At 62.3% G+C, this 24,150-nt stretch carries 19 protein-coding genes and 5 tRNA genes; 15 read left to right on the top strand and 9 right to left on the bottom strand.

The window, feature by feature from the left end:
• Positions 1–241: 241 nt before the first annotated feature.
• Entirely contained in the window at positions 242–937 is a 696-nt protein-coding gene (locus DEIDE_RS03640) for a response regulator (RefSeq protein WP_012692595.1), read from the bottom strand.
• 82 nt (positions 938–1,019) lie between these two features.
• A complete protein-coding gene (locus DEIDE_RS03635) occupies positions 1,020–2,816 on the bottom strand; it encodes an ABC transporter substrate-binding protein (RefSeq protein WP_012692594.1) in 1,797 nt (598 codons plus the stop codon).
• A 285-nt stretch (positions 2,817–3,101) separates the two neighbouring features.
• Between DEIDE_RS03635 and DEIDE_RS03625 the strand changes: the two genes are divergently transcribed.
• The 4 genes from DEIDE_RS03625 to DEIDE_RS03610 all read left to right on the top strand — a co-directional run bounded on the left by DEIDE_RS03625 (position 3,102) and on the right by DEIDE_RS03610 (position 7,281).
• Positions 3,102–4,010 carry an Hsp33 family molecular chaperone HslO gene (locus DEIDE_RS03625; protein ID WP_012692593.1) on the top strand — a complete coding sequence of 303 codons (909 nt, stop codon included), beginning with the start codon at positions 3,102–3,104 and terminating at the stop codon, positions 4,008–4,010.
• Positions 4,011–4,266: 256 nt separating this feature from the next.
• Positions 4,267–5,520, top strand: coding sequence for a S1C family serine protease (locus DEIDE_RS03620; protein ID WP_012692592.1), 1,254 nt, complete (start codon positions 4,267–4,269; stop codon positions 5,518–5,520).
• Between the two features lie 14 nt (positions 5,521–5,534).
• Complete coding sequence (locus tag DEIDE_RS03615; RefSeq protein WP_012692591.1) at positions 5,535–6,635, top strand: tRNA nucleotidyltransferase/poly(A) polymerase family protein; 1,101 nt, start codon at positions 5,535–5,537, stop codon at positions 6,633–6,635.
• Between the two features lie 31 nt (positions 6,636–6,666).
• Positions 6,667–7,281 carry a site-2 protease family protein gene (locus DEIDE_RS03610; RefSeq protein ID WP_012692590.1) on the top strand — a complete coding sequence of 205 codons (615 nt, stop codon included), beginning with the start codon at positions 6,667–6,669 and terminating at the stop codon, positions 7,279–7,281.
• A 63-nt stretch (positions 7,282–7,344) separates the two neighbouring features.
• On the opposite strand, the gene trhA is transcribed toward DEIDE_RS03610, so the two are convergent.
• Together trhA and guaB are read right to left on the bottom strand one after the other, a co-directional pair.
• A complete protein-coding gene (gene trhA / locus DEIDE_RS03605; RefSeq protein ID WP_012692589.1) occupies positions 7,345–7,989 on the bottom strand; it encodes a PAQR family membrane homeostasis protein TrhA in 645 nt (214 codons plus the stop codon).
• A 67-nt stretch (positions 7,990–8,056) separates the two neighbouring features.
• Positions 8,057–9,574 (bottom strand): IMP dehydrogenase, encoded by a 1,518-nt coding sequence (gene guaB, locus DEIDE_RS03600; protein WP_012692588.1) that lies wholly within the window; start codon positions 9,572–9,574, stop codon positions 8,057–8,059.
• Positions 9,575–9,720: 146 nt separating this feature from the next.
• On the opposite strand from guaB, the gene DEIDE_RS03595 reads away from it, so the two are divergent.
• Positions 9,721–9,796, top strand: a tRNA-Ala gene (locus DEIDE_RS03595).
• A 122-nt stretch (positions 9,797–9,918) separates the two neighbouring features.
• Here the strand turns inward: DEIDE_RS03595 and DEIDE_RS03590 are convergent.
• Positions 9,919–11,013, bottom strand: a complete 1,095-nt coding sequence (locus DEIDE_RS03590; RefSeq protein ID WP_012692587.1) for an alkene reductase — start codon at positions 11,011–11,013, stop codon at positions 9,919–9,921.
• Positions 11,014–11,304: 291 nt separating this feature from the next.
• The gene (locus tag DEIDE_RS03585) at positions 11,305–13,035 is read right to left on the bottom strand and encodes an outer membrane protein assembly factor BamB family protein (RefSeq protein WP_012692586.1); all 1,731 of its coding nucleotides are present in this window, start codon (positions 13,033–13,035) and stop codon (positions 11,305–11,307) included.
• 86 nt (positions 13,036–13,121) lie between these two features.
• Between DEIDE_RS03585 and DEIDE_RS03580 the strand changes: the two genes are divergently transcribed.
• The 3 genes from DEIDE_RS03580 to DEIDE_RS03570 all read left to right on the top strand — a co-directional run bounded on the left by DEIDE_RS03580 (position 13,122) and on the right by DEIDE_RS03570 (position 15,289).
• Positions 13,122–13,658, top strand: coding sequence for a hypothetical protein (locus DEIDE_RS03580; protein ID WP_162485391.1), 537 nt, complete (start codon positions 13,122–13,124; stop codon positions 13,656–13,658).
• Between the two features lie 111 nt (positions 13,659–13,769).
• Entirely contained in the window at positions 13,770–14,762 is a 993-nt protein-coding gene (locus tag DEIDE_RS03575) for an MBL fold metallo-hydrolase (RefSeq protein WP_012692584.1), read from the top strand.
• Between the two features lie 68 nt (positions 14,763–14,830).
• Positions 14,831–15,289 carry a hypothetical protein gene (locus tag DEIDE_RS03570; protein WP_041227035.1) on the top strand — a complete coding sequence of 153 codons (459 nt, stop codon included), beginning with the start codon at positions 14,831–14,833 and terminating at the stop codon, positions 15,287–15,289.
• Positions 15,290–15,373: 84 nt separating this feature from the next.
• Here the strand turns inward: DEIDE_RS03570 and DEIDE_RS03565 are convergent, their stop codons facing one another.
• Positions 15,374–16,507: a citrate/2-methylcitrate synthase gene (locus DEIDE_RS03565; protein WP_012692582.1), complete on the bottom strand. Its 1,134-nt coding sequence runs from the start codon at positions 16,505–16,507 to the stop codon at positions 15,374–15,376.
• A 96-nt stretch (positions 16,508–16,603) separates the two neighbouring features.
• Between DEIDE_RS03565 and tsaB the strand changes: the two genes are divergently transcribed.
• Positions 16,604–17,167, top strand: coding sequence for a tRNA (adenosine(37)-N6)-threonylcarbamoyltransferase complex dimerization subunit type 1 TsaB (gene tsaB / locus DEIDE_RS03560; RefSeq protein WP_012692581.1), 564 nt, complete (start codon positions 16,604–16,606; stop codon positions 17,165–17,167).
• Positions 17,168–17,421: 254 nt separating this feature from the next.
• Here tsaB and DEIDE_RS03555 read toward each other — a convergent pair whose 3' ends face one another.
• The gene (locus DEIDE_RS03555; RefSeq protein WP_012692580.1) at positions 17,422–19,290 is read right to left on the bottom strand and encodes an ABC transporter ATP-binding protein; all 1,869 of its coding nucleotides are present in this window, start codon (positions 19,288–19,290) and stop codon (positions 17,422–17,424) included.
• Positions 19,287–21,176 (bottom strand): ABC transporter ATP-binding protein, encoded by a 1,890-nt coding sequence (locus DEIDE_RS03550; RefSeq protein ID WP_049760501.1) that lies wholly within the window; start codon positions 21,174–21,176, stop codon positions 19,287–19,289. Before DEIDE_RS03550 ends, DEIDE_RS03555 begins: the two co-directional genes overlap by 4 nt.
• A gap of 328 nt (positions 21,177–21,504) precedes the next feature.
• Between DEIDE_RS03550 and DEIDE_RS03545 the strand changes: the two genes are divergently transcribed.
• The 6 genes from DEIDE_RS03545 (at position 21,505) to rpmG (ending at position 24,107) form a co-directional block, all read left to right on the top strand.
• Positions 21,505–21,580, top strand: a tRNA-Thr gene (locus tag DEIDE_RS03545).
• A 38-nt stretch (positions 21,581–21,618) separates the two neighbouring features.
• Positions 21,619–21,704: transfer RNA gene (locus DEIDE_RS03540), tRNA-Tyr, on the top strand.
• An 8-nt stretch (positions 21,705–21,712) separates the two neighbouring features.
• Positions 21,713–21,785: transfer RNA gene (locus DEIDE_RS03535), tRNA-Gly, on the top strand.
• Between the two features lie 9 nt (positions 21,786–21,794).
• Positions 21,795–21,869, top strand: a tRNA-Thr gene (locus DEIDE_RS03530).
• A 143-nt stretch (positions 21,870–22,012) separates the two neighbouring features.
• Entirely contained in the window at positions 22,013–23,230 is a 1,218-nt protein-coding gene (gene tuf / locus DEIDE_RS03525) for an elongation factor Tu (protein ID WP_012692578.1), read from the top strand.
• Positions 23,231–23,939: 709 nt separating this feature from the next.
• Positions 23,940–24,107 (top strand): 50S ribosomal protein L33, encoded by a 168-nt coding sequence (rpmG, locus tag DEIDE_RS03520; protein WP_012692576.1) that lies wholly within the window; start codon positions 23,940–23,942, stop codon positions 24,105–24,107.
• The last annotated feature ends 43 nt before the right edge of the window (positions 24,108–24,150 follow it).

Here is a 24,150-nt window from a genome sequence, read left to right as displayed (position 1 = left end):
GATTTCATAACAACCGGGCAGGCGTCAGCGCGGTTCTGCTTCAGAGGCATCCAGATGGGGCAATGCGGTTTACCGGACCCCCGCCGAATGGCCCTGGCTGCTGGACACTCGGCCTCATGCCCTGCATGAACGGCGCTGCTGGACCCTTAGTCCTGACGTGTTGAGCTCTGAGAGACAAACATTTTCAGGGGTCAGCCACTTCGTCCCTAAAAGCACCTGAGCCTGGAGGCCTTAAAAGGTCTTACAGCGTCCTGGGGTCGATCCAGCCGCGTTTGATACCGTGCAGCACGGCCTCGGTGCGGCTGCCTACACCCAGCTTGGAAAAAATATTGGCCAGATGAACCTGCACTGTCCGCGGACTGATGTCCAGATCCCGGGCAATTTCCTTGTTGGTGCGGCCGGTGGCGGCCACGCGCAGCACTTCCAGTTCGCGGGGACTCAGGTCATCCTCCGGAGGGGTTGGGGTGGTATGGGTGCTGAAGCGCTCCAGCACCTTGCGGGCCACGCTAGGGTGCAGAGCACTTTCGCCGGCAGCCACGGCACGCACCGCACCCAGCAGGTCGTCTTCCGAGGCATTTTTCAGCAGATAACCCGCTGCGCCCGCTTCGAGCAGGGCAAAAATGTAGGCGTCGTCATCGTAGCTGGTCAGCACCAGCACGCCCACACCGGGCCGCTCGGCCTTGATGGCCTTGGTGGCCTCAATCCCGTTCATGCCGGGCATACTGACGTCCATCAGGATGACGTCCGGCTGCAGGTCACGTGCCTTGACCACAGCTTCTTCACCACTGCCCGCCTCGCCGATTACGTGCAGGTCCGTCTCGCCCTCCAGCAGCTCACGGGTGCCCTTGCGCACCACCGGATGGTCATCAACCAGCAGCAGGGTAATGGTGCGGGGCATTTCGGTGTCGGCCTCGGGCGGACGGGCAGCGTCGGACATGCCAGCAGCATAGCGGGGGCCGCCCCCACACAGACACGAAAAGGCCGCCTTCCTGGCAGGAAGGCGGCTTTTTGAAACGGGATCAGCTCTTGGTGAGGTTCTTCCAGAGGGTCCCGGTGGGGAAGGAAAGCATAGGGTTGAAGGTATCCTGACTGATGCCACCCAGGGCCTCGCGGTGGGCCAGAATCCCGGGGTTGCTGGGCATCATAATGAAGTACGCCTGGTCCATGGCCCGCTTGGCAATGTTGGTGTACAGCTCATTGCGGCGGTCGGTGTCGGTGGTGCTGCGCGCCTCGTTGATCCAGGCGTCAATCTGCTCGTCTTTGAAGTTCAGACGGGGCTGATAGTAGCCCTCGGAGCTGTAGAAGGTGTGTACGAAGTTGTCAGGGTCGGCGTAGTCAGGGGCCCAGCCGGTCATGACCATGGCTTCCTTGCCCTCGTTCCCGTCCTCCAGCAGCTTGCTCCACTCCTTGGCAACCAGATTGACCCGGAACTTGGGGTTGATGGACTCGATGTTCTTTTTCAACATTTCCATGCCTGTCTGGGCCGGAATGCTGTTGGCGCGGTAGGAGACGTTGAGGAGGAAACCGTTCTTCCATACCTCTCCACCCCAGGCCTTCTGGAACGAAGCCTTGGCCGCTTCGAGGTCAAACTTGGGCGCCTCCAGGTCCTTGTTGTAGCCAGGGAAGGTGTCGGGAAGCAGGAAATTGCGCGGCTCACCCTTCCCGCTCTGCACTTCCTCGATGTACTGGGGCACGTTGAAGGCCGCAACGAAGCCGCGGCGCACATCCACGTCACTGAAGAAGTTGGCAGGAATGCCCTTGCCGTCGAGCTTGCCGCTGCCGACCACGTCACCCTTTATGGCGTGGTTCATGCTGATCCCGAACGCGCTGGTATCGGGCAGATCATCCACGATGACAATGCCGGGCTTGCCCCTGAGCTGCGACTCGATGATGGGACGGCCACCGGTCTCGACAATGTCCGCATCTCCCTTTTCGAAGGCCTGCAGACGCGGCGCCTGCTCAGGAACCTTCTGCAGCAGAACGTTCTGAATGGCGGGCTTCTCGCCCCAGTAGTCCGCAAACGCCTGAGCGGTCACCGCGTTGGCATCTTTATTGAGCAGCTTGTAGGCACCCGTTCCGCTGGGGTTCTGCGCCAGAGGACTGCCGGTCAGGTCCTTGCCCACTGCCTCTTTCCAGGTAGACTCGGTGCCGTCCCACTCGCCGATTTCCTTGGCATGGGCGCTGTCCACGATACTCTGGCCGGTGTAGGCCAGCTTGCTGATAAAGGCAGGGTCAGCCTTGGGCAGCGTAAACACCAGCGTACCCTCGTCACACCTCACAGCGCTGGAAATCTTGGCCCAGGTGATGCTCTTGTCGTCGTTGGCGTTGCTGGCCGTGCCCAGCAGGCTCTCGGACAGGAACCAGTTGCCACTCTCCGCGGTGTTGGTGACCAGATTGCGGCGGAAAGTGTATTCAGCGTCCGCGCAGGTCATGGTATTGCCGCTGTGGAACTTCACGCCGTCGCGCAGGGTAAAGCGGTATTCCCTGCCATCCTCGCTTTCGGTCCACTCGGTGGCCAGCAAGGGTTCAAGCTCAGTCAGGCTGTTGCCTTTATAGGTCACCAGGGTTTCGTAGAGGTTCTCGACCACCTGTCCACTGCTGGTGTCGTAGGTGGTGCCGGGATCCATGGTGGGAATATCGGCACTGGACTGCACGACCAGAGTGGTGCTCTTACTGCCCGCCGCCGTCGTGCTGCTGTCGGTCGAGGTCTCGGTTGTGGTCGAGGTGGTGGTCTCGGACTTCTTATTGTCACAGGCCGCCAGCGTCAATGCCAGCGTCGTCAGCGCAAGCGCGCCGAGTTTGAAGTTATGCTTCATGAGTCGCTCCTTGGATGAGGTGTACGCGTCACAGACGGTCCCCTGGTAAACAGACAGATAGCGTAGGCCCGATGTATGAGAGTGCATTAGACTCGCTCTAAATCGTTGTAGAGGGTCAGCCAGCTATCGGTCAGACTCCCGGATACGGCCTTGAGGCCTTCGATCCCATCGTCGCCAGGTGTGCCCTTCATGGCCTTTTGAACAGACTGGGAAAATGAGCTCTGGCAGTCCATGAATGCAAGACCACCCACATCAGCCTTGAGTCCCCTCTTGTAGGGTTTCCTCATGACTGACGCCATTCCTGCTTCATTTGTTCTGCGTGGCACTGCGGCCGAGAACACCCTGCGCCTCGTGGGGATGGACGCAACACGGATCGTGGAAGACGCCCGGCTGCGTCATGGGCTGAGTAAAACCGCCACTGCGGTGCTGGGCCGGACCATGACGGCCTCGGCCCTGCTGGCCACGGTGCTGGGGAAACGCAGTGACAGCCGGGTGACCGTGCGCGTGCATGGTGGTGGTCCCGTGGGCCTGGTCGTTGCCGAGGGCAGTGTGGACGGCCGCATCCGCGGGTACGTGGGACACCCGGACGCTGACCTGCCGTTGCGAGAAAGTGACGGCAAGCTGGATGTCAGCGGTCTGGTCGGGACCGATGGAGAACTTGAGGTCACGCGCCTGCTCGACAACGGTGAGCCCTACACCGGCAGCGTTCACCTGATCAGCGGCGAAATTGCTGAGGACGTCAGCACCTACCTGGGAGTCTCGGAGCAGATTCCCAATGCCGCGCTGCTGGGAGTCTATGAGGAAGGGGGACGGGTCCACCGTGCCGGGGGGGTGCTGATTCAGGCCATGCCTGGGGTCAGCGACGAGACCCTGGCCCGTCTGGAGGCCAATATCCGGGCTTTCGGACAGATCACCGACCACCTGCGGCGGGGCAGCCTGATGGAAGCGATGACGGTCCTGACAGAAGGCCTGAATCTGACCCTGGCGCCCGAGGCCCAGCCGGCGGCCTTCCAGTGCCGCTGCACGCGGGAGAGGGCCAGCGACAGCCTGCGGTTTTTCAATGCCGAAGAACGCCAGGAAATGATTGATGCCGGAGGTCAGGGCGTGCACTGCCACTGGTGCAGCGAGACCTACCACATCACGCCCGCCGAGATCGCGGCCCTGGACGCCCAGATCGAACGCGCCCGCGCCTGAGTTTCAGGTCAGGCGCCCCAAAAGGCAGACAAACCCGGCGGAGCTTTGTCTGCCTCCTTTCCTGTATGTCTTCTGACCTTTTAAGGAAAACCGAGTCGGAAGTATTGAAGTTTCAGAGCGTGTTCGCCCCTGATCTCGCCTGCCGGCTGTGAACCGTGTTCTTTTGTTTCGGCAGATGGTAGACCTTACGTCAGGTGAAACTTGAAGCTTCGGTTATGTGAGAAGCAAACTGCGCCAGCAGCCGGATAATGCAGCCATGAAACGACCCCTGTTTGCCACGACGCTGGTGCTGGTGGGCCTGGGTCTGGGCGCCACGCTCCTGCGCGACCAGGTCCCACCAGGAACGGCTCAGGCTCCGGCAGTCCCTCAGGCTGAGCGTTCTGCACGGCTACAGAACGAACAGAACACCATGGATATCGTGCGCCGCTACGAGCCGGGACTGGTGTTTATCAGTACCGAGCAGCAGGTGGTACGTCAGGACCCCTTGGGCTGGATGTTCGGTGGCGGTCAGGAAACCCAGGTGCAGCAGGGTGTAGGCAGCGGCTTTTTCGTCAACAAGGCCGGGGACATCCTGACCAACTACCACGTGATCGCGGCCGAAAGCCCGACCGGGGCGGCGGACCGCATCACCATCCGCCTGATGGGCCGCGAAGAGAGCATTACAGCCCGCGTGATTGGTCTGGCGCCGCAGTACGACCTGGCACTGATCCGCGCTGAGAAGCTGGACCCGAAACTGATTACACCGATACCACTGGGAAACAGCGATACCCTGGCCGTGGGGCAAAAGGCCGTGGCCATGGGGGCTCCGTTCGGGCTGGACTTCAGCGTCACTGAAGGCATTGTCAGCAACGCTGCCCGCACCATCCCCATCGGTTTCAGCGCCTCGGGTGAGGGCATCATGCAGCGGGCCATTCAGACCGACGCGGCCATCAACCCGGGAAACAGTGGGGGTCCGCTGCTGGACAGCTCGGGCAAGGTCATCGGCATCAATACCCAGATCATCAGTCCCGGTGTGCAGGCTGGCGGTGTAGGACAAAACGCCGGAATCGGCTTTGCCATTCCCGTCAACGCGGCCAGAAACCTGCTGCCCCGGCTGCAGGAGGCGCGTGGTGGCGTCGTGAGTGCGCCGCGACTGGGCCTGGCGGCCGGGCTGGTGGTACAAAGTGCACGCGGTACGGTGCCGGCCGGCCTGAGCCTGCTGAGCAGCGAGGCCAAGCAGCAGCTGAAGCTGCCGGAAACGGGACTGGTGATCGGAGAGGTGGTTCCCGGCTCGCCTGCGGCCCGCGCTGGCCTGCGCGGTGCCCAGCAGGAGCAACGCTTCCCGGGGGGCAAGATCGCACTGGGCAGTGACGTGATTGTCAAAGCCGATGGCAGGGCGGTGGACGCCCTGGAGGATCTGCAGGCGGCGCTGCTCAACAAGCGGGAGGGCGATCAGGTGACCCTGCAGGTGGTGCGCGGCGGCGAGCGGCGTGAAGTGAAGGTCACGCTGGACGCCAGCGCCTTCAAGTGAGCCGGAGTGAGTCCATGACGGCAGCTTTTGCCGCCGCCGCATGGGACCGGCTGCAGCCGCAGGACCGGGCGTGGCTGACTGAAGTGGCCACACATGCCGGAGGCGGGCGCGTGGCGCTGGTCGGCGGCGCTGTACGTGACGCCCTGCTGGGGCACACCCCTCTGGACCTGGATGTGGTGGTTGAGGGAGCACCGGTGCTGGCCGTCGCCGAGAACACAGGCCTGCCTTTTACTTTTCACCCTGCTTTCCAGAACGCCACCCTGAGCCTGCCCGATGGCCGGTCTGCAGACCTCGTGCAGGCCAGGCGCGAAACCTACCCGCAGCCTGGGGCCAATCCCGTGCCGCACCCAGGCACTTTGACCGATGACCTCCGCCGACGTGACTTCGGCCTGAATGCGCTGGCTCTGCTGGTTCGTCCAAACGGTGAGCCGGTCTTCCTGGACGAAGTGGGCGGCCTGGACGACCTTGAGGCCCGGCAGTTACGTCCCCTGCACGCCTCTTCCCTGCGCGACGATGCCAGCCGGCTGGTCCGCGGCGCGCGGCTGGCGGCCCGGCTTGAGCTGCACGCCAGCCCGGAGTTGCTCGAACAGATCCCGGACGCCCTGCACATGGCTGCCATAACACCCCGGCTGTGGGCCGAGCTGAAACTCCTGCTTCAGGAGCCCCGACCTGGGCAGGCGGCCCGCAGGCTTCAGGAGTGGGGGGCCGGTGCCCTGTTGCCCGGGCTGAAGTTACTGGAAGCGTTGGACGACGTCCAGGCGTCGGGCACGGCCCTGCCCTGGCTGGTCTATGCGGCAGCCATGCTTTCGGCGAGTGATCAGCCGGCTGCCCTCGCGGCCCGCATGGGCCTGGGGGAACGTCCTGGCGCCCTGCTTGCCCGGGCCCTGTCCGACACCTACTTCCCGGATGGAACACCAGAGCTGCTCCTGCGCCGGCTGCTGCGCCCGGACAGCTATTCGCCACTGACCGGGCGGGATGTTGTAGCGCTGGGGGTAACGCCGGGGAAGGCTGTGGGCCAGGCCCTGGCTCACCTCGCTTCCCTGCGCCGCACAGGACAGGTGCACTCGGCTGAAGAGGAACGTGCGGCCCTCCAAAGGTATCTGTTGGCCAGATAACCGGGGCAATGGCCCGTAGAATGCAGCGCATATGGGCCTCATCAACCTGCTGACCAGCAACCCCACAGCGTTCGTGATCATCGCTGCCGCGCTGGTGCTGTCTTTGACCATCCACGAATTCGCGCATGCCTGGACTGCTGACCGTCTGGGGGACCCCACCCCACGCCGGTATGGCCGCGTGACCCTCAATCCCGGAAAACATCTCGACCCGCTGGGTACGTTACTGCTGCTGCTGGTCGGCTTTGGTTTTGCCAAGCCGGTGCCCATCAATCCCATGAACCTCGGACGTTGGGGCACGCTGTGGGTTTCGGCAGCCGGGCCTATCAGTAACCTGCTGATTGCCCTGGTCTCGGCGCTGCTGCTGAAGATTGTGCCTCCCTCGGACCTGACGCTGACGGTCCTGCTGACAGTTCTGACCGTGAATGTGGTCCTGGCGATCTTCAACCTGATTCCCATTCCTCTGCTGGACGGCAGCCGCATCCTGGGCGCCCTGGTACCCAGCCTGGGCCGCAGCCTCGCGCAGTTCGAGGCGATGCCCTTCAGCTTTCTGCTGGTGATGGGCTTTATTTTCCTGGCGCAGGAACCGATCGGTCAGCTGATAGGCACGGTGCGCGGATGGGTGTTGGGGTTCGTGGGCTTTGTCTGATTGAATCCGGTCCCAGCAAAAGCCCCCGCCTAACCTAGCGGGGGCTTTTCGTTTCACCTGCTCTCAGCGCAGGTGAAACATCATGGCGACGTGGGCGCCGGTGCCTCCCAGGACAAACAGGTGCCAGATCTCATGAAAGCCGAACACGCCGGGACGCGGATCCCAGCGCCGGGTGGCGTAAACGACGGCACCTATGGAATACAGCACACCGCCCGCAGCCAGCCATACCAACGCGGGGGCCGGGAGGTTGCGGCTCAACTGTGGCAGGAACACCAGGGCCAGCCAGCCCATGCCTAGGTACAGCAGGGTGCTGACCCAGCGCGGCAGGCGCATGGTCAGAAGTTTCAGGAGCACGCCAGCCAGCGCGATTCCCCACACCGCCCAGAGCACTGCGCCGCGCCAGATGCCTTCCAGGCCAAAGTAGGCGACCGGGGTGTAGCTTCCGGCAATCAGCAGGAAAATACCCGCGTGGTCGAGTTTGCGCAGCCACAACAGCCCCCGGTCGCCGGGGCGGAACGAGTGGTAGCTCGCACTGGCGCTGTACAGCAGCAGCATGCTGAGGCTGAACACCACAAAGGGCCACTGCGCCAGCCCTCGCGCCTGAGCCCACCACAGCAGCGGACCAGTGATGAACAGGGCGCCCAGCGCACCGCCCCAGTGGGTCAGGGCATTGACCGGCTCACGCGGAATCGTCAGGAGCCGCTTCATACGCCGCAAGGTAATCCCGGGTCCAGCATAAAAAGTAGGACCCGGGACGCAGTATGCCCAGAGGGGCTCAGCGACCGCCGTAGTTGGGCGCCTCGCGGGTAATGGTCACGCCGTGCGGATGGCTTTCAATCAGGCTGGCTCCAGTGATCCGCACGAACTGCGCGGTATCGCGCAGGGTCTGCAGGTCCGGCGCGCCGCAGTAGCCCATGCTGCTTTTCAGACCGCCCACGAACTGGTAGATCACCTCGCCCGCTGTGCCCTTATACGACACGATGCCTTCAATCCCTTCAGGCACAAATTTGCGGCTGCCACCCTGGAAATACCGGTCCGCGCTGCCCTGGTCCATGGCGCCCAGTGACCCCATGCCGCGGTAGCTCTTGTAGCGCCGGCCGTCACGCAGGATCGTTTCGCCGGGCGCCTCGTCGGTACCGGCCAGCATGCTGCCCATCATGACCACGCTGGCGCCGGCGGCGATGGCCTTAGGGACATCACCGGTCTGCTTGATCCCGCCGTCGGCAATAATGGGCACGCCCGCTTCCAGAGCCACACTGCTGGCTTCGAAGATCGCCGTGATCTGCGGGACGCCCACACCCGTCACCACCCGCGTGGTGCAGATGCTTCCAGGCCCGATGCCCACCTTCACGGCGTCCGCACCGGCCAGAATCAGGTCGCGGGTGCCAGCGGCCGTAGCGACATTCCCGGCAATAACGTCTACGTCAAAGGTCTCCTTGACCTTGCTCAGGGCGTTCAGGATGCCCTGACTGTGCCCGTGGGCGCTGTCGAGCACCAGCACATCAGCCCCCGCCTGCACCAGGGCACCGGCACGGTCCATCAGGTCGGCCGCCACGCCAATGGCGGCAGCCACCCGCAGGCGCCCCAGATGGTCCTTGGCAGCGCGAGGATACTTGATGCGCTTGGCGAGGTCCTTGATGGTGATCAGGCCGCGCAGCAGGCCTGCCTCATCGGTCACCAGCAGCTTCTCAATGCGGTTGCGCTTGAACATCTCGTGCGCCTCGTCCAGCGTGGTCCCCACCGGAACCGTCACGAGATTCTCGCGGGTCATGACGTCGCCGACCCGGGCGCTCAGATCATCCACGAAGCGCATGTCGCGGTTGGTGATGATGCCCAGCAGCTTGCCGGAAGGGTCGGTCACCGGCACACCACTAATGCGGTACTCGCTCATCAGGCGCTCGGCGTCAGCCACCGTGGCGTGCGGCGGCAGGGTGATGGGATCGACGATCATGCCGCTTTCACTGCGCTTGACCTTACGGACCATCTCAGCCTGCGCGTCGATCGACATGTTCTTGTGAATCACACCAATGCCACCCTCCCGCGCCATAGCCACAGCCATGCCGGTTTCGGTCACGGTGTCCATTGCCGCGCTCAGGAAGGGAATGTTCAGGCGGATACGTCGGGTCAGGGACGCCTCGACGCTCACTTCGTGCGGCAGCACCTGCGAGTGGCGGGGCTGAAGCAGCACATCGTCAAAAGTGATGCCTTCCTGACCGAATTTATAGGCGTAACGGTCAGCGGCGGCGGACGTAACTGCCGCGGCGATGTCGGTGGGGGTAGCAGGCGCGCTCATGCCCCCGAGTGTACCCGCAGCTTGGGCCGGGCGAAGTGACCGTATCCACACGCTATGAGCCTTCCGGCTTCTTCGACCTCACTTCAGCGCATCTTGTCTGCTGTCAGGCGCCATGCTAAAGTCTCTCTCGCCCGAATCCGGGTGATGGGGTCGTAGCTCAGCTGGGAGAGCGCGTCGTTCGCAATGACGAGGTCAGGGGTTCGATCCCCCTCGACTCCACCACAAAAACCCGCCCAAAAAGGGCGGGTTTTTCTTGGCATCTGGAAGCTGAGCCAGTTCAAGCCGAGTCTTCAAACCCGAACTGTCCGTCACCAGAAAGCCACAACGGATAGTTCAGGTCATGCTCAGCCGTTGACGCCGACAAGCTCGTGCCGCAGGCTCGGGTAGGTCGTGTACCCCTGCTCAGTGCCGCCGTACATGGTCTTCGGGTCCAGCTCGTTCAGGGGTGCATTCAGCCTGAAGCGTTCCACCAGATCAGGGTTGGAGATGTAGGCGCGGGCGAAGGCAATGGCGTCTGCCTGTCCAGTCTGCAGGGCGTGCTCGGCTGAGTCGCGGTCGTAGCCGCCCGCACTGATCAGGGTGCCCCGGTACGCTTCCCGGACCAATGCCGTGGGGCTTTGTCCCTGCAGGCCCACCGGAGGGTTGGTCTGTGAGGTCTCTACAACGTGGACATAAGCCAGGCCGAAGCGGTTAAGCGCATCCGCCACATAACCGTACGTCTCGAGCGGGTTGGCATCGCTCATGTCGTTGAAAGTGCCGCCAGGAGACAGACGCACACCCACACGGTCCGCACCGATGGCCTCTGTGATTGCCTCGGTGACTTCCAGCAGCAGGCGCGCGCGGTTCTCTGCGCTGCCTCCGTATTCATCGGTGCGCTGGTTTGTGCCCGTCTCCAGGAACTGATTCAGCAGGTAGCCGTTGGCACCGTGAATTTCCACACCGTCAAAGCCGGCCTGTAAGGCATTGACCGCAGCCTGACGGAAGTCCTCGACGATTCCTGGGAGTTCACTGACCTCCAGCGCACGTGGCGTTTCGAAGTCCACCATGCCGCCGTGCGTGTACAACTGACCGGCCGGGCGTACAGCAGAAGGCGCCAGAGGTGCGCTGCCACCCAGATAGGAGGAGTGGGAGATGCGTCCGACATGCCAGATCTGCGCAAAAATCCGTCCGCCCTCGGCATGAACCGCGTCGGTCACCCCGCGCCATGCGTCGACCTGCTCCTGCGTATGTAGACCCGGAGTATCGGGATATCCCTGAGCGCTGGGCGAAACCTGAGTTGCCTCCGTGATGATCAGGCCAGCGGACGCGCGCTGAGCGTAGTACTGCGCCATAAGCGGTGTGGGGACCGTCCCAAAGGCGCGGCTGCGCGTCATGGGGGCCATGATGACCCGGTTGGGAAGGGTCAGGGCGCCGAGTTGGATGGGTTCCAGTAACTTCATGTTTCCTCCGCCAGAAAACAGACTTGTAGTCAGGATCGAAATGGTGAGAGGCTGAAAAACCGAAACGAGGGCACTACCCAGGTGGGCAGGCACTGAAATTGCTACCGCGAAAGAGTATCAGTTACTCCGATGCAACAGTTTGAAAAACGCCTTACTTTATAAAACATAGTTAGTGATCCTGGGATGATCCAGACAAAGACTGCTCATATTCGGACGTCTGCCGAACTGTGAAAACAGGGAAAGGCCTGTGCCCTTCCCTGTTCAGGTGACGGATTTGCCCGCCTTCAGACTTTACGAACGGCTGGCGGTGGTTGGCAGTACGTCCGGGAATTCAGGCGGAGCGACGAAGGGCAGCAGCTTCGGCAGGTTCAGCGGGAAGGTCACGGTACGGCCAGCCAGTGACAGACGCACGCCACTGCCTGGTCTGGACAGAAGCTGCACGGTCGCGCCGGGTACCGTACTCAGGGCAGCCAGCGGCACATAAGGAACCCGGTCGAAGGTGCGCACTGTCAGGTTGTGCGACCTGGCAAGAACCTGCACGGTGGCGCTGCGGTTGGTCAGGCTGCTGACGCTCAGCCCAAGGGCGCCAGCAGCTTCACGCAGCGGCACAAACACCCGGCCGTCGGCCACACGGGCCGCAGCGGCAGCACTTGCTGCCAGCTGTTCAGGCGTCGCTGCTGGTGCCGGCTGAGCCACCGGACCTGTGGGCGCCGGTGGCCGGGCTGCCGGAGTCTGGGCTGCCGGAGTCTGGGCTGCTGGAGCAGGGCGGGCCGGCGTCGTCACGGGGGAGTTCGACGGCGCAGGAGTATTCGACGGCCGGTTGCTGGGCAGGGTGGCCAGAGTGGCCGTAGCTGCGGCCCGGCGCGCCTGAGCGCGGGTCTGGGCTTCCTGCGGAGTAAGCACCCGGCCCCAGCCGGCAGGGACGCCCCGGAAGGTGGTCCATGGGCCGTCGGCCAGAGGGCGCTGTTTCAGGATGGCATTCAGGCCGCCGCCTTCAGTCGTGAAGTACAGGCTGCCCTGATCGCTGACCGCCACACCAGTGTCGATCTTCTTCCCCGTCTTGATGATCCACAGTGGCTGCCCGGCCTTGCCGATGGCATGCAGGGTTCCGCTCAGATCTCCCACGACAATGGTGCCGTCACTCAGCTGCGCAGCGGCTGCGGCAATGCCGGTGCCAGCCTCATAGGTCCATTCCGGCTCGCCGGTCGCGTTGATGGCGTACACCTTGCCGTCATAACTTCCCACCACCACCAGATCATCACTGGTCACGATCGGGCTGGCATTGACAAACAGGGACGTCTTGACTGTCCAGCGCAGCTTCCCGGCTGGATCAACAGCATAGATCTTGCGGTCGCTGGAACCGAAGTAGATGTTGCCGCTGCGGTCGATTGCCGGACTACTGAACACCAGCGATCCCGCAGCAAAAGCCCACTTGAGCTGCCCTGCGGGAGTCAGTGCGTGCATGCGGTTGTTCTGGGCCCCGAAATAGATGGTGCCATCGGCAGCTACAGCCGGACTGCTGAATACGCCGGCACCCACCTTATAGGTCCACAGGATCTGCCCCTGTGAGGAAAGGGCGTAAACGGTCCCGGCTGCCGTCGCGGCAATGACACTGCCGTCGGCACGCAAGGCAGGGGTGGCAAAAATGTCGCCGTCCAGCTTCACTTTCCACACCTGCTTGCCCGCGGCATTTATGGCGTAGACGTGGTCGTCGTATGAAGCAGCGATAACCATACCCTGTGGCGTGATCACCGGATTGGCGCGGCCTATATCAGAGGTCGCGAAGTTCCAGATTTCGACTCCACGTGAGTCGGTGCGGTGAATGCGGTTGTCTGACCCCATGAAGACAAGGTCTCCATTGTCAGCCACCGATACACCGGACAGCACACGCAGTTCTTTGAGCCAGTCGACCTTGGGAGCAGTGAACGTAGGGGTTGCGGGAGCGCCTGAGGTGCGTTGTGCACCTGAGTACCCCCCACCAATCAACAGGAGAGAGAGAGAGAAAGTGAGGATGTTCCTCATGTAATAGTAAGCTCCTTTACGGTCCCTTTACGGGTGGGAAAACGATATGGACGCCTGACAGGGTACGGCCTAAGATGATTTTCGTTATGAAGAAGATTCTCATGCTGACCGCGTTCGCGCTCACCGGCCTCGCCGGAGCGCAGGACACCAACACCACCTCTACCGAAACGACCACCACGACCACGGAGACCACGACCACCACGGAAGAGGCTCAGGCTCCCAGCCCAGCTACCATGAGTGCCGGGGACAACTTCTCACGTGCGCAGGAGTTCGCGGTGCAGGCTGACGTGGCCTACCCCGTGCCCTTCTATGACCGCACGCTGTGGAAAGCAGCCGTGGATCATGCGTACTATGCCGCCACGCAGGAAGCCGGCAACCGCGATTACAACGCGTATCTTGCCCAGCTCTACACCAAGACCCAGTGGTGGATCAACGCCTACAACGCCTGGAACCGCCTTGGTGAGCTGAACGACGCCGAGAAGCAGTGGGCCAGCCTGAGTGCCGCCAAGCTCGCCTTCCTGGCGCTGCAGCGTGGCGACCGCGCCGCTGCACGCGTCTACGTCGAAAAGGGCATGAGCTGGGCCGACAGTGCCAGCCTGCAGGCCCTCATGAAGCGCCTCTGAGTAATCGTTCTAAAACTAAGGCCGGCTGTGGGGCAATCCTCACAGCCGGTCTCATTTGCAGTGACAGATGGACTTCCGGCTGTTATTAGGGCGTGGTGCTAGCCTTTCCTCATGAATGATTCTGCCCTGCTGGTCCCGGTCACCGGGTCTCTTTATGCCTTGCAGGTGCCGATTCCCTATCCCATGAAAACCGTGACGGTACTTATTGACGTGCCTCGCGGCGGACCGGTCACGCTGGTGGACACGGCCCTGAATACGCCAGAGGCCCGCTCGGTCCTCGAAGATGGACTCTCGGCCCTGGGATTGCACTGGTCGGACATCGACCGGGTGATCATCACTCACCACCATCCGGATCATTACGGGCTTGCCGGGCTGATCGAGGAACGCAGCGGTGCAGGCATTCATATGCTGGACGTCGAGATCGGGCGTGGGGAGCGGTACTGGCACCTGTGGGAAGAGTGGCTTCCAGGCCACCTGAAGCACATGAGAGACCACGGCCTGCCAGGAGCATCGCTAGAGGAGATGGGCGATGAACATCGCAAAGGCCGGGACCGTGTGCTCCCGGCCAGCCGTGTCCAGCCGCTGCGTGAGGGGCAGCAGGTGGCGCTGGCTGGTCTGGAGTGGGAAGTCCTGTGGCTTCCAGGACACGCCGACGGTCACCTGGGGCTCTGGCACGAAGAGGAGCGCATGCTTATCGCGGGCGACGCAATCCTTCCCCGCATCAGCCCGAACGTCGGGCTGTACGCCTATACCCGGCCCGATCCGCTGGGCGACTACCTGCAGACGCTGGGCAAACTGGAGGCCCTGAACCCGGCGCGAGCAGTAGTCGGCCATCATGGGCCGCTGATGGAGGGCGTGCAGGCCCGGGCCCGGGAACTGCGTGCCCACCATCATGAACGGCTGGACTTCATCAAGGCAGAAGCGGACCAGGCCCCCCGCAGTGCCTACGATCTGTCGCTGGCCATGTTTGCGCGGGAGCTGAATGTCAGCGGCCGGCGCTTTGCACTGGCCGAGACGCTGGCGCACGCCGAGCATCTGCGTCTGCTGGGACAGCTGTACCGCACCTGGGATGAGGCCCGCGAGGTCTGGATCTATCACGCATAAGCAGAAGGAAGGCAGTAAATGGCGCGTATTTCCGGTTGCCGGACGCGGCGCGCACTATACTTCGCGCCATGACGGCCCCCCAGTCAGAGTTGCAGCGCATCATGGACGCCCTGCAAGAGAGCGGCATGACCGTCGAAGCCGTTGAGGACGGCGCTCTTGTACGCGACGGAGAAACACGCGTCGCTCTGTTTGCCGAAAAGGATCATCAGGGCGGAGTGATTGTCCGCCTTCATCTTGATCTGGACCTGTATGTCGAGGAAGACAGCCTGCCAGACATCCTGATGGGGATGAACCTCATGAATCAGGGACTGGATTACGGCGCGCTGAACCTTGACCCGGTCGAGACTGACACCGAGGATGACGATGTACCTGTGACGTTTGCAGTGCTGGGCCGCAGTGTGTTGTGGCTCCGTGACCTGGGCCGCAGTGAGCTCGACCGTCTGCGCGAGCACCTTCGCCGCTTCGAGGCCGAGGTCACCGAAACTGTCGAGCGCACCCTGCACGGAAGTAAGGGCATGAGCGCCTAGAGCACATCAGGTCAGAAGCGCTCTTTAAATACAAACAAGGAAGGCCAGTGCTGTCCGCACTGGCCTTCCTTGCATACTCTGTCGTTACTGGCGGTCCTGAATATCCACGTAGTGCGCGTCGGTTGCGCCGCTATATACCGCGTCGGGCCGCAGCAGTCGGTTGTCGCGGGAGTACTCGATCACGCTGGCGCACCAGCCGCTGATGCGCGCCAGGGCGAAGATTGGCGTGAAGTACTCCTTACGGATGCCCAGATCGCTGTACACGGTCCCACTGTAGAAGTCCACATTGGGGTAGATGCCTTTGGACCCAATGCGGTCCACCACGACCTTCTCGATGGTTTCGAGAATCTGGTAGTAGTTGCTCTTGCCCTGCTTGTTGGCAACCACTTCGGCGTAGTCCCGCAGCACGCGGGAACGGGGGTCGAAGTACTTGTAGACACGGTGGCCGACGCCCATGATCTTTTCTTTGTTGTCGAGCTTTTTGGTGATGTATGCCTCGGCCTGCTCGGGGTTGCCGACCTCATCGAGCATATCCATCACGGCTTCGTTGGCGCCGCCGTGCAGCGGGCCCTTGAGGGCTCCGATGGCGCTGGTGATGCACGAATACATGTCGCTCAGGGTGCTGCTCGTGGCGATAGCGGTAAACGTACTGGCGTTCATGCCGTGGTCGGCGTGCAGCACCAGCGCGATATCAAACAGGCGGGCCTGCTCGGCGGTGGGCTCCTTGCCTGAGAGCATGTACAGGTAGTTTCCGGCGTGCGTCAGGTCAGCGCGGGGAGCGACGATCTCCTGACCTTCCTGAGCCCGGTTGATGGCCGCGATAATGGTCGAGAACTGCGCGATCATGCGTGTAGCGATGGCGCGCCGGGCCTCGGGGGTCACCTCTTCGGCCTGAGGGTCAAGCAGGCCCAGGTACGACACGGCGGTGCGCAGCGCCTGCATAGGATGTACGCCGCGCGGCATGTTCTGAATGACGTCGATCAGCTGCTGCGGAACGGCGCGGTTGGCCCTGAGCTCCGCGTCAAAGTGGGCCAGTTCGGCGGCAGTGGGCAGCTTGCCGTCCAGCAGCGCAAGACTCAGTTCCTCAAACGTGCTTTTTTCAGCCCACTCCTGAATCGGAATGCCCAGGTGGGTCAGAATGCCTTCCGAACCGTTGATGAACGTAAGTTTGCTCTCGGTAAAGAGGACGCCTTCGAGCCCCTTGGCAATATTCGTCATGATGGCCCACGATACCACCGGAGACTGTTGTGGTCAGGCTTCAGTCACGTTCCCAGAAGGGTGACAGTGAGAGCGGTCAGCCTACAATGCCCGGCGATGAACACCGCCTCCCCGGCCCCGATGCCCACCCTGGCCCTGGACACTGCTACGCCCTTTCTGACCCTGGCACTGGTCTGGCCGGGAGGGCACAGGCAGCTGTCGAAGGAAGTAGGCCGGGCTCATGCTGAACAGCTTCCCGGCATGGCGCGTGGCCTGTTCGCCGAAGCCGGCCTGCCGTTCCGTGCCCAGACCATCGTGATCGGAACCGGCCCTGGGTCATACACCGGCGTACGGGTCGGTGCCAGTTACGCGCTTGGTCTGGCCAGAGTCTGGGAATCACCTGTAAAGGGAGTCCCAACCCTGGAAGGTCTGGTCCAGGGAGACGGAAGGCAGGCTGTCTCCCTGGACGCCCGCAAAGGTCACGTGTACGGTGCGGTCTATGACGTCAGCGGTGGCGTCGTGACCAGCGTGATCCATCCACCGCAGAAATTATCAGCGGGAGACTTTGAAGCACTGGCGGGTCCGGTGCCTCATCACCAAGGCGGTGTTCCGGATGGTCTGGCTCTGCTGCACGCAGGCTTGGCCCATGGCCAGACGGACTGGTCACTGGCCTATCTCTGAGGCGGCAGAACTTTCCCAGAGCATAAGTACTGAGCTCCTGGCCCAGCGGCCGCACGTCTTGAAACTCATTCCTTTTAATATGTCCTGCTTTACTGGACGTTTGTCGATTCACGCAGGTGCGGATGACCAAAGTCTTTCTGCCTGGCACACGCAGGAAACCAAGCAGAAACTTCCATAGTCACCCTGATCTCTATCAGGACAAAAACAGGGCGCCCTGATCAACACCGGGCGCCTTGATTCTTTGCTTAAACCCTTTAGTCCGCAGCGTCCCCCTGGGCGTACTGCAGGCGGTTCAGTTTGGCGTAGTAGCCGCCCTTGGCCAGCAGTTCCATGTGGCTGCCCTGCTCTACGATGCGGCCCTTACGCATCACGATGATGCGGTCACAATGCTCGATGGTACTCAGCCGGTGGGCGATGATGATGCTGGTGCGCCCGCGCATCACCTTGGTCAGGGCGTCCTGGATACGCAGTTCCGTCTCGGTATCCACGTTAGCCGTGGCCTCGTCCAGCACCAGGAGGATGTCGGGGTTCTGAATCAGGGCGCGGGCAAATGCCAGCAACTGCTTCTGACCGGTAGACAGGGTGGCACCGCGTTCACGGACCTCGGTCTGGTAACCGTCCTCAAGGCCCAGGATGTATTCGTGGACCCCCACGTACTTGCAGGCCTCCACCACGCGCTCGTGGGGGATCTCAGGGTTCCCCAGCGTCAGGTTGCCTTCGATGGTCCCCGCGAACAGGAACACGTCCTGCAGCACCACACCGACGTGGCGGCGCAGATCGTACTGCTGGAGGTCCCGCACATCGGTGCCGTCCACCCGTACTGCGCCGCGCTGCACGTCGTAAAAGCGGCTGACCAGAGCCGTCACACTGGTCTTGCCGGCACCAGTAGCACCCACCAGCGCCACGCTTTCGCCCGGCTGGATGTGAAGGTCCAGTCCGCGCAGGATCCACCGGTCATCGGTGTCTGGGGTGTCTGAGCGCACGCTGCCGTCATAAGCAAACCAGACATCGTCAAAGTCCACCCGGCCTTCAAAGTTCTTCAGCGGCTTGGCGTCCGGCTTATCGGTAATTTCCTCGGCCGTGTCGAGTACTCCAAAGATCCGTTCGCTGCTGGCCATGGCGGCCTGCAGGTTATTGAACACATCGGCCAGATCCTGAATCGGCTGGAACAGCTGCTGGGTCCACTGCACGAAGGCGAACAGCGTTCCGACCGTTACCGCAGCGGCCACGCCGGTCCCCACCGCATCTGTGCCAAGAATCTGGCGGGCAGCGAAGTACAGCACCAGCGCCACCGCCACCTGACCCAGCACCGCCACCGTCGGCATGAACAACGAGAACCAGCGCACGCTGTTCTCACTGGCGGTCAGCAGCGCGCGGTTGCTGTGGTCAAAGTCCAGCGCGCTGCGGCGCTGGCGACCGAACAGCTGCACCGTCAGCATGCCGGTGATGTTCTCGTTGAGCTTGCTGTTCACGATGGCCTGCTGGGTGCGGGTGACCCGGAAGGCATCGCGAAGCCGGGTCCGGAAAAAATTCGTGGCGACAAAGAGGATCGGCAGTACGGTGAAGGAAATCAGCGCCAGCTGCCAGTTGACGGTCAGCATCACGGTCACAAACACCAGGATCAGGAAGGAGCTGGTGATCAGGCTGATCAGCCCGCCGGTAATGAACTGGTTGATGGCGTCGACATCACTGGTCACACGCGTAATCAGGCGCCCCACCGGGTTCTGGTCGAAGTACGACAGCTGCAGGCGCTGCAGCTTGGTAAACACATCGGCGCGGATGTCGCGCAGCACACTCTGGCCCAGGTATCCGATTGCGATGGTACTGGCGTAGTTCAGGATGAACTCCACGATCTTCAGGCCGACGTAGCCCAGAACAATCAGGACCAGCCCGCGGTACAGCACGTCCGGGTTCAGGCTGTTGTCCTGGACATACGGCACCAGATACTTGTCGATTGCGCGGCGCTGCAACAGGGTTGGCAGCGGCTGCACCATGGCCGTCAGCAGCGCCAGCCCCACCCCGCCTACCGCCAGCTTCGTGTAGGGCCGCAGGTAGGCCAGGATGCGCCGGGTCAGCTCCAGGTCAAAGCCCTTCTGGTCGATATCAGCTTCGGGGGGAGTCATCGCGTCACCTCACTGGCACGGGGAATGTCATGTTCCAGGCGGTCGGCCGCGTCCTCAGGATCGGCAACCGCCTCGTCGTCACGGTCCAGGTCACTGGCCAGGCGCTGCAGCCGTTCGAGCTCGGCGTAGTGGCCGCCCAGGGCCAGCAGCTCGTCGTGGGTTCCTTGTTCGGTCAGACGGCCCTCTTCCAGGACCACGATGCGGTCAGCGTGACGCAGGGTGCTGATGCGGTGGGCGATCAGAATCACCGTGCGGCCCTGGCTGATCTCACGCAGACCGTCCAGAATGCGGCGCTCTGTTTCGGTATCCACCGCTGAGAGGCTGTCGTCCAGAATCAGGATCTGCGGCTGACGCACAATGGCGCGCGCAATGGCGGTGCGCTGACGCTGCCCGCCCGAAAGGGTCACGCCGCGTTCGCCCAGCATGGTACCGAAGCCCTCCGGGAACGCCTCGACATCTTCGAGCAGTCCGGCCAGCCGCGCGGCCTCACGCACCCGCTCAGGGTCCGGGCGCTGGGGCAGGTGAGGTGGCAGCGGCATCCCGACCACGCTCACACCCGCCGGAACCACCGGCAGTTCCTGGTCTTCCACCCCGAAACCGATGTTGTTGGCAATGGTGTCACTGAACAAGAAGGGTTCCTGGGGAACCACGCTGATGGCCTCACGCAGCACCTGCAGGGGAATAACGCGGACATCATGGCCGTCGACCTTCACCACGCCGCTCGTGGCGTCCATGCTGCGGGTAATCAGCTGGGCCAGGACGGTCTTGCCGCTGCCGGTGGGACCAGTGACGCCCAGGAAGGTGCCCGCCGGAATATCCAGGGTCACGTTCCGAAGCACTGTTGCCTGTCCATATCGGACGCTGACATTGTTGAAACTCACGTCACCCCGAATGCGGCGAATACCGTAGTCCGTGCGCCCCGGAACGTCAAAGACCTGGGGACGGGCATCAAGCATTTCGCGCAGGCGCACCCAGGACGCCAGGCCACGCTGCGTGACACCGGTAATCCAGCCCACCATCAGCATCGGGAAGGTCAGCCGCTCCAGCGTGATCAGGAACTGCACCAGCATGCCGGGAGTAAAGCTGCTGCGGTCACTCAGGATCATGCGGCCGCCGTAAAGCAGAATCAGCCCAAAGGCCAGTCCCAGCAGCAGGCTGGTAAACGACCGCAACGGGCCGTCCACCTTGGTCAGGGCGATGTTGCGCCGCAGCAGCTCAAGGTTCATGTTGCGGTAGTCCTCGATTTCACGGTCCTCAATGGCGTAGCCCTTGACCACCCGCGCGCCACTGAAATTCTCCTGCGCCCGGGCCGCGATCAGCGAGTTCTGCTCCTGGGCCAGCTTGTGCCGGGCGTTGATCAGACGTGCGAGGTAGGACAGCACGCCGACAATGATCGGCAGCACGGCAATGACGATCAGGGTCAGCTGCCAGCTCAGGCTGAACATGACTGCGAACGCAGTCAGGAACCCCGACAGAATATTGACGATCTGCCAAGCGCCAAAGCCGAGCATCTCGCGTACCGCGCTCAGGTCACCGGTCAGGCGGTTCATCAGGTCACCGGTGCGGGCCCGGTCGTAGTAGTACTTGTCCAGAGTCTGCAGGTGGGAAAAGATGTCGCGCCGGACCTCATATTCGGTCTGGCGCGAGGCGATCACGATCATGCGCCGCATCACCAGCATGAAGCTGCCGGCTGTCGCCGCTGCGGCGACCATGCCCAGCGAATACCATCCCACCTGAGACAGGGTCAGGCCGGCAGTGGCAGGGTCGGTGTCAATCTGCCCGGTCAAGCCATCAATGGTCAGGCGGATGAGATATGCAGGGAGCAGGCTGACGCTGTTGGCGACCACCACGGCCAGCAGACCGATGATGTACTGCCGCCGGTGCATCAACAGATACGGCCAGAGCGTGCGGAAACTGTCCAAGGGAAACCTCATTGAGGGAGAGAAAGAAGGAAAAAGCAACAGGCGGGATCGCTCAGCAGCCGGGGAACAGGCTCGTATCCGGAGACTGGTATGGCGGCCAGCATACGCCGCGTGGCCCAGTGCGGTATGCGCCGAATGGCTCATTTCACCGGCTCATTTCGACTTCCCGGAGGACATGATTGACACCTCCTATGCCCGGTGCTACTATTCCCAGCCGGAAGAGATCGCGCCAAGCGAGAACTTCCGCACTCAGAGGCGAGCATTGTCGCTACCTGTCTGCCTCAATGAAGGTGCCACCCTAGCTCAACTGGTAGAGCACCCGACTTGTAATCGGAAGGTTGGGAGTTCGATTCTCCTGGGTGGCTCCACCTCGCTGCAAGGCGGGACAATCAGGGCCGAGAAAAATGGGTAGGTGGCCGAGTGGTTAAAGGCGACAGACTGTAAATCTGTTCACGTACGTGTACGGCGGTTCGAATCCGCCCCTGCCCACCACCGAATACGCGGGAATAGCTCAGTTGGTAGAGCGTCAGCTTCCCAAGCTGAAAGTCGCGAGTTCGAGTCTCGTTTCCCGCTTTTTCACTTGCTTCTGTAGCTCAGCGGTAGAGCACTCCCTTGGTAAGGGAGAGGTCATCGGTTCAAGTCCGATCAGAAGCTCCAATCACCCGGCGCGGCCTGCTCTCCAGTAGGCCGCGCTTCTTCTTTTGTAGTCGCACCCTGTTGCGCTTGGCGTTTACGGGGTAGACGAGTAAACTGGCAACGCTTGCCCCGCAGCGGGCAGACCCCATCAGGAGGAAACCATCATGGCAAAGGGAACGTTTGAGCGCACGAAGCCCCACGTGAACGTGGGGACGATTGGACACGTCGACCACGGGAAGACCACGCTGACGGCAGCGATCACCTTCACGGCGGCCGCGATGGACCCGACCATCGAAACGCTGGCCTACGACCAGATCGACAAGGCGCCTGAAGAGAAGGCCCGTGGCATCACCATCAACACCAGCCACGTGGAATACAACACGCCGACCCGTCACTACAGCCACGTGGACTGCCCCGGCCACGCTGACTACGTCAAGAACATGATCACCGGCGCCGCGCAGATGGACGGCGCGATCCTGGTGGTCTCCAGCGCCGACGGCCCCATGCCCCAGACCCGCGAGCACATCCTGCTCGCCCGTCAGGTTGGCGTGCCGTACATCGTGGTGTTCATGAACAAGGTCGACATGGTCGACGACGAAGAACTGCTCGAGCTAGTCGAAATGGAAGTGCGCGAACTGCTGAGCAAGTACGAGTTCCCCGGCGACGACCTGCCGGTGATCAAGGGCAGCGCGCTGCAGGCCCTCGAAGCCCTGCAGGGTAACCCCAAGACCGCCCGCGGCGAGAACAAGTGGGTCGACAACATCTGGGAACTGCTCGACGCCGTCGACAGCTACATCCCCACCCCCGAGCGTGACCTGGACAAGACCTTCCTGATGCCCGTCGAAGACGTGTTCACCATCACCGGTCGTGGCACCGTGGCTACCGGCCGTGTGGAGCGTGGCATCGTCAAGATCCAGGACGAAGTCGAAATCATCGGTCTGCGCGACACCAAGAAAACCACCGTGACCGGCGTGGAAATGCACCGCAAGCTGCTCGACAGCGGTATGGCCGGCGACAACGTGGGCGTGCTGCTGCGTGGTGTGGCCCGTGATGACGTCGAGCGTGGCCAGGTGCTGGCCAAGCCCGGCAGCATCAAGCCCCACACCAAGTTCGAAGCCAGCGTCTACATCCTGTCCAAGGATGAAGGTGGCCGTCACAGCGCCTTCTTCGGTGGCTACCGCCCCCAGTTCTACTTCCGCACCACCGACGTGACCGGTATCGTGGAACTCGCTGAAGGCGTCGAAATGGTCATGCCTGGTGACAACGTCACCTTCACCGTGGAACTGATCAAGCCCATCGCCATGGAAGAAGGTCTGCGCTTCGCGATCCGCGAAGGTGGCCGTACCGTCGGCGCTGGCGTCGTCTCCAAGGTCCTGGAGTAAGACACCACTTCTCAAGGGGAGGCCACAACGGCCTCCCCTTTTCGGTGCCTCGGAAGTATTGCCAGTGATGAACAAGCAGCTTCAGCACATTTTTTTGTCGCAATTGCCGTGCCAGACAGCCGTCTCGGCGTGTCACCTCAAGGCATGGACAGCCTGCGGGTCTTACAGAGAACCGGGTGATATGTCTCAACGTCACTGGGAGCGGCAACGAGACAACAGCCCAGCTGATACAGTCGCCCCGCATGACCCTGCTGTTCTGTTCGCTTGAGGGCGCTCCCCTTATCCTGCGGCTCCACGGTCAGGCCTCAGCAGTGTGTCCAGGCAGCAAAGATTGGCCGGCGCTGACGGAAACATTTCCGTCACCGTCCGGCGCACGTCAGATCTATATCCTGAACGGGGATCTTGTGCAGACGTCATGTGGCCTGGCCGTTCCATACATGACGTGCCAGGCTGAGCGCAAGATCCCAACGACATGCAGCGCCGCATAGGCCAGGAGCAGATCCATCATTCCTGGCAGCGCAGAAAAACAGTGGGCATTGACGAATTCCCTACAGGTATGGCAGAGGCAGTGGACACCTGAGGCCTTGGTGCTTATAATCGGAATGTTGCCCGCCAGAAGGCGGGCTTTTACCAGCGAAGGATCAAGCCGCTAAAGCGGACGCTGGGAGCAGGATTCCGCCTCCAGGCGGGTCTGCGAAAGGAGCATCACATGGCTAAGGACGGCCCCCGCATCATCGTGAAAATGGAAAGCACCGCAGGCACGGGCTTCTACTACACCACCACCAAGAACCGCCGCAACACGCAGGCCAAGATGGAACTGCGTAAGTATGACCCCGTCGCCAAGAAGCACGTGGTCTTCAAAGAGAAGAAGGTCTGATTCCAGGCCATGACGTTGTCCCTCAAGAGGGACAGCGTTGCCC

This window comes from Deinococcus deserti VCD115, from assembly GCF_000020685.1.
Classification (GTDB): Bacteria; Deinococcota; Deinococci; order Deinococcales; family Deinococcaceae; genus Deinococcus; species Deinococcus deserti.
The sequence above is the reverse complement of the archived record's forward strand: the minus strand, read 5'-3'. Positions and strand labels throughout refer to the sequence as shown.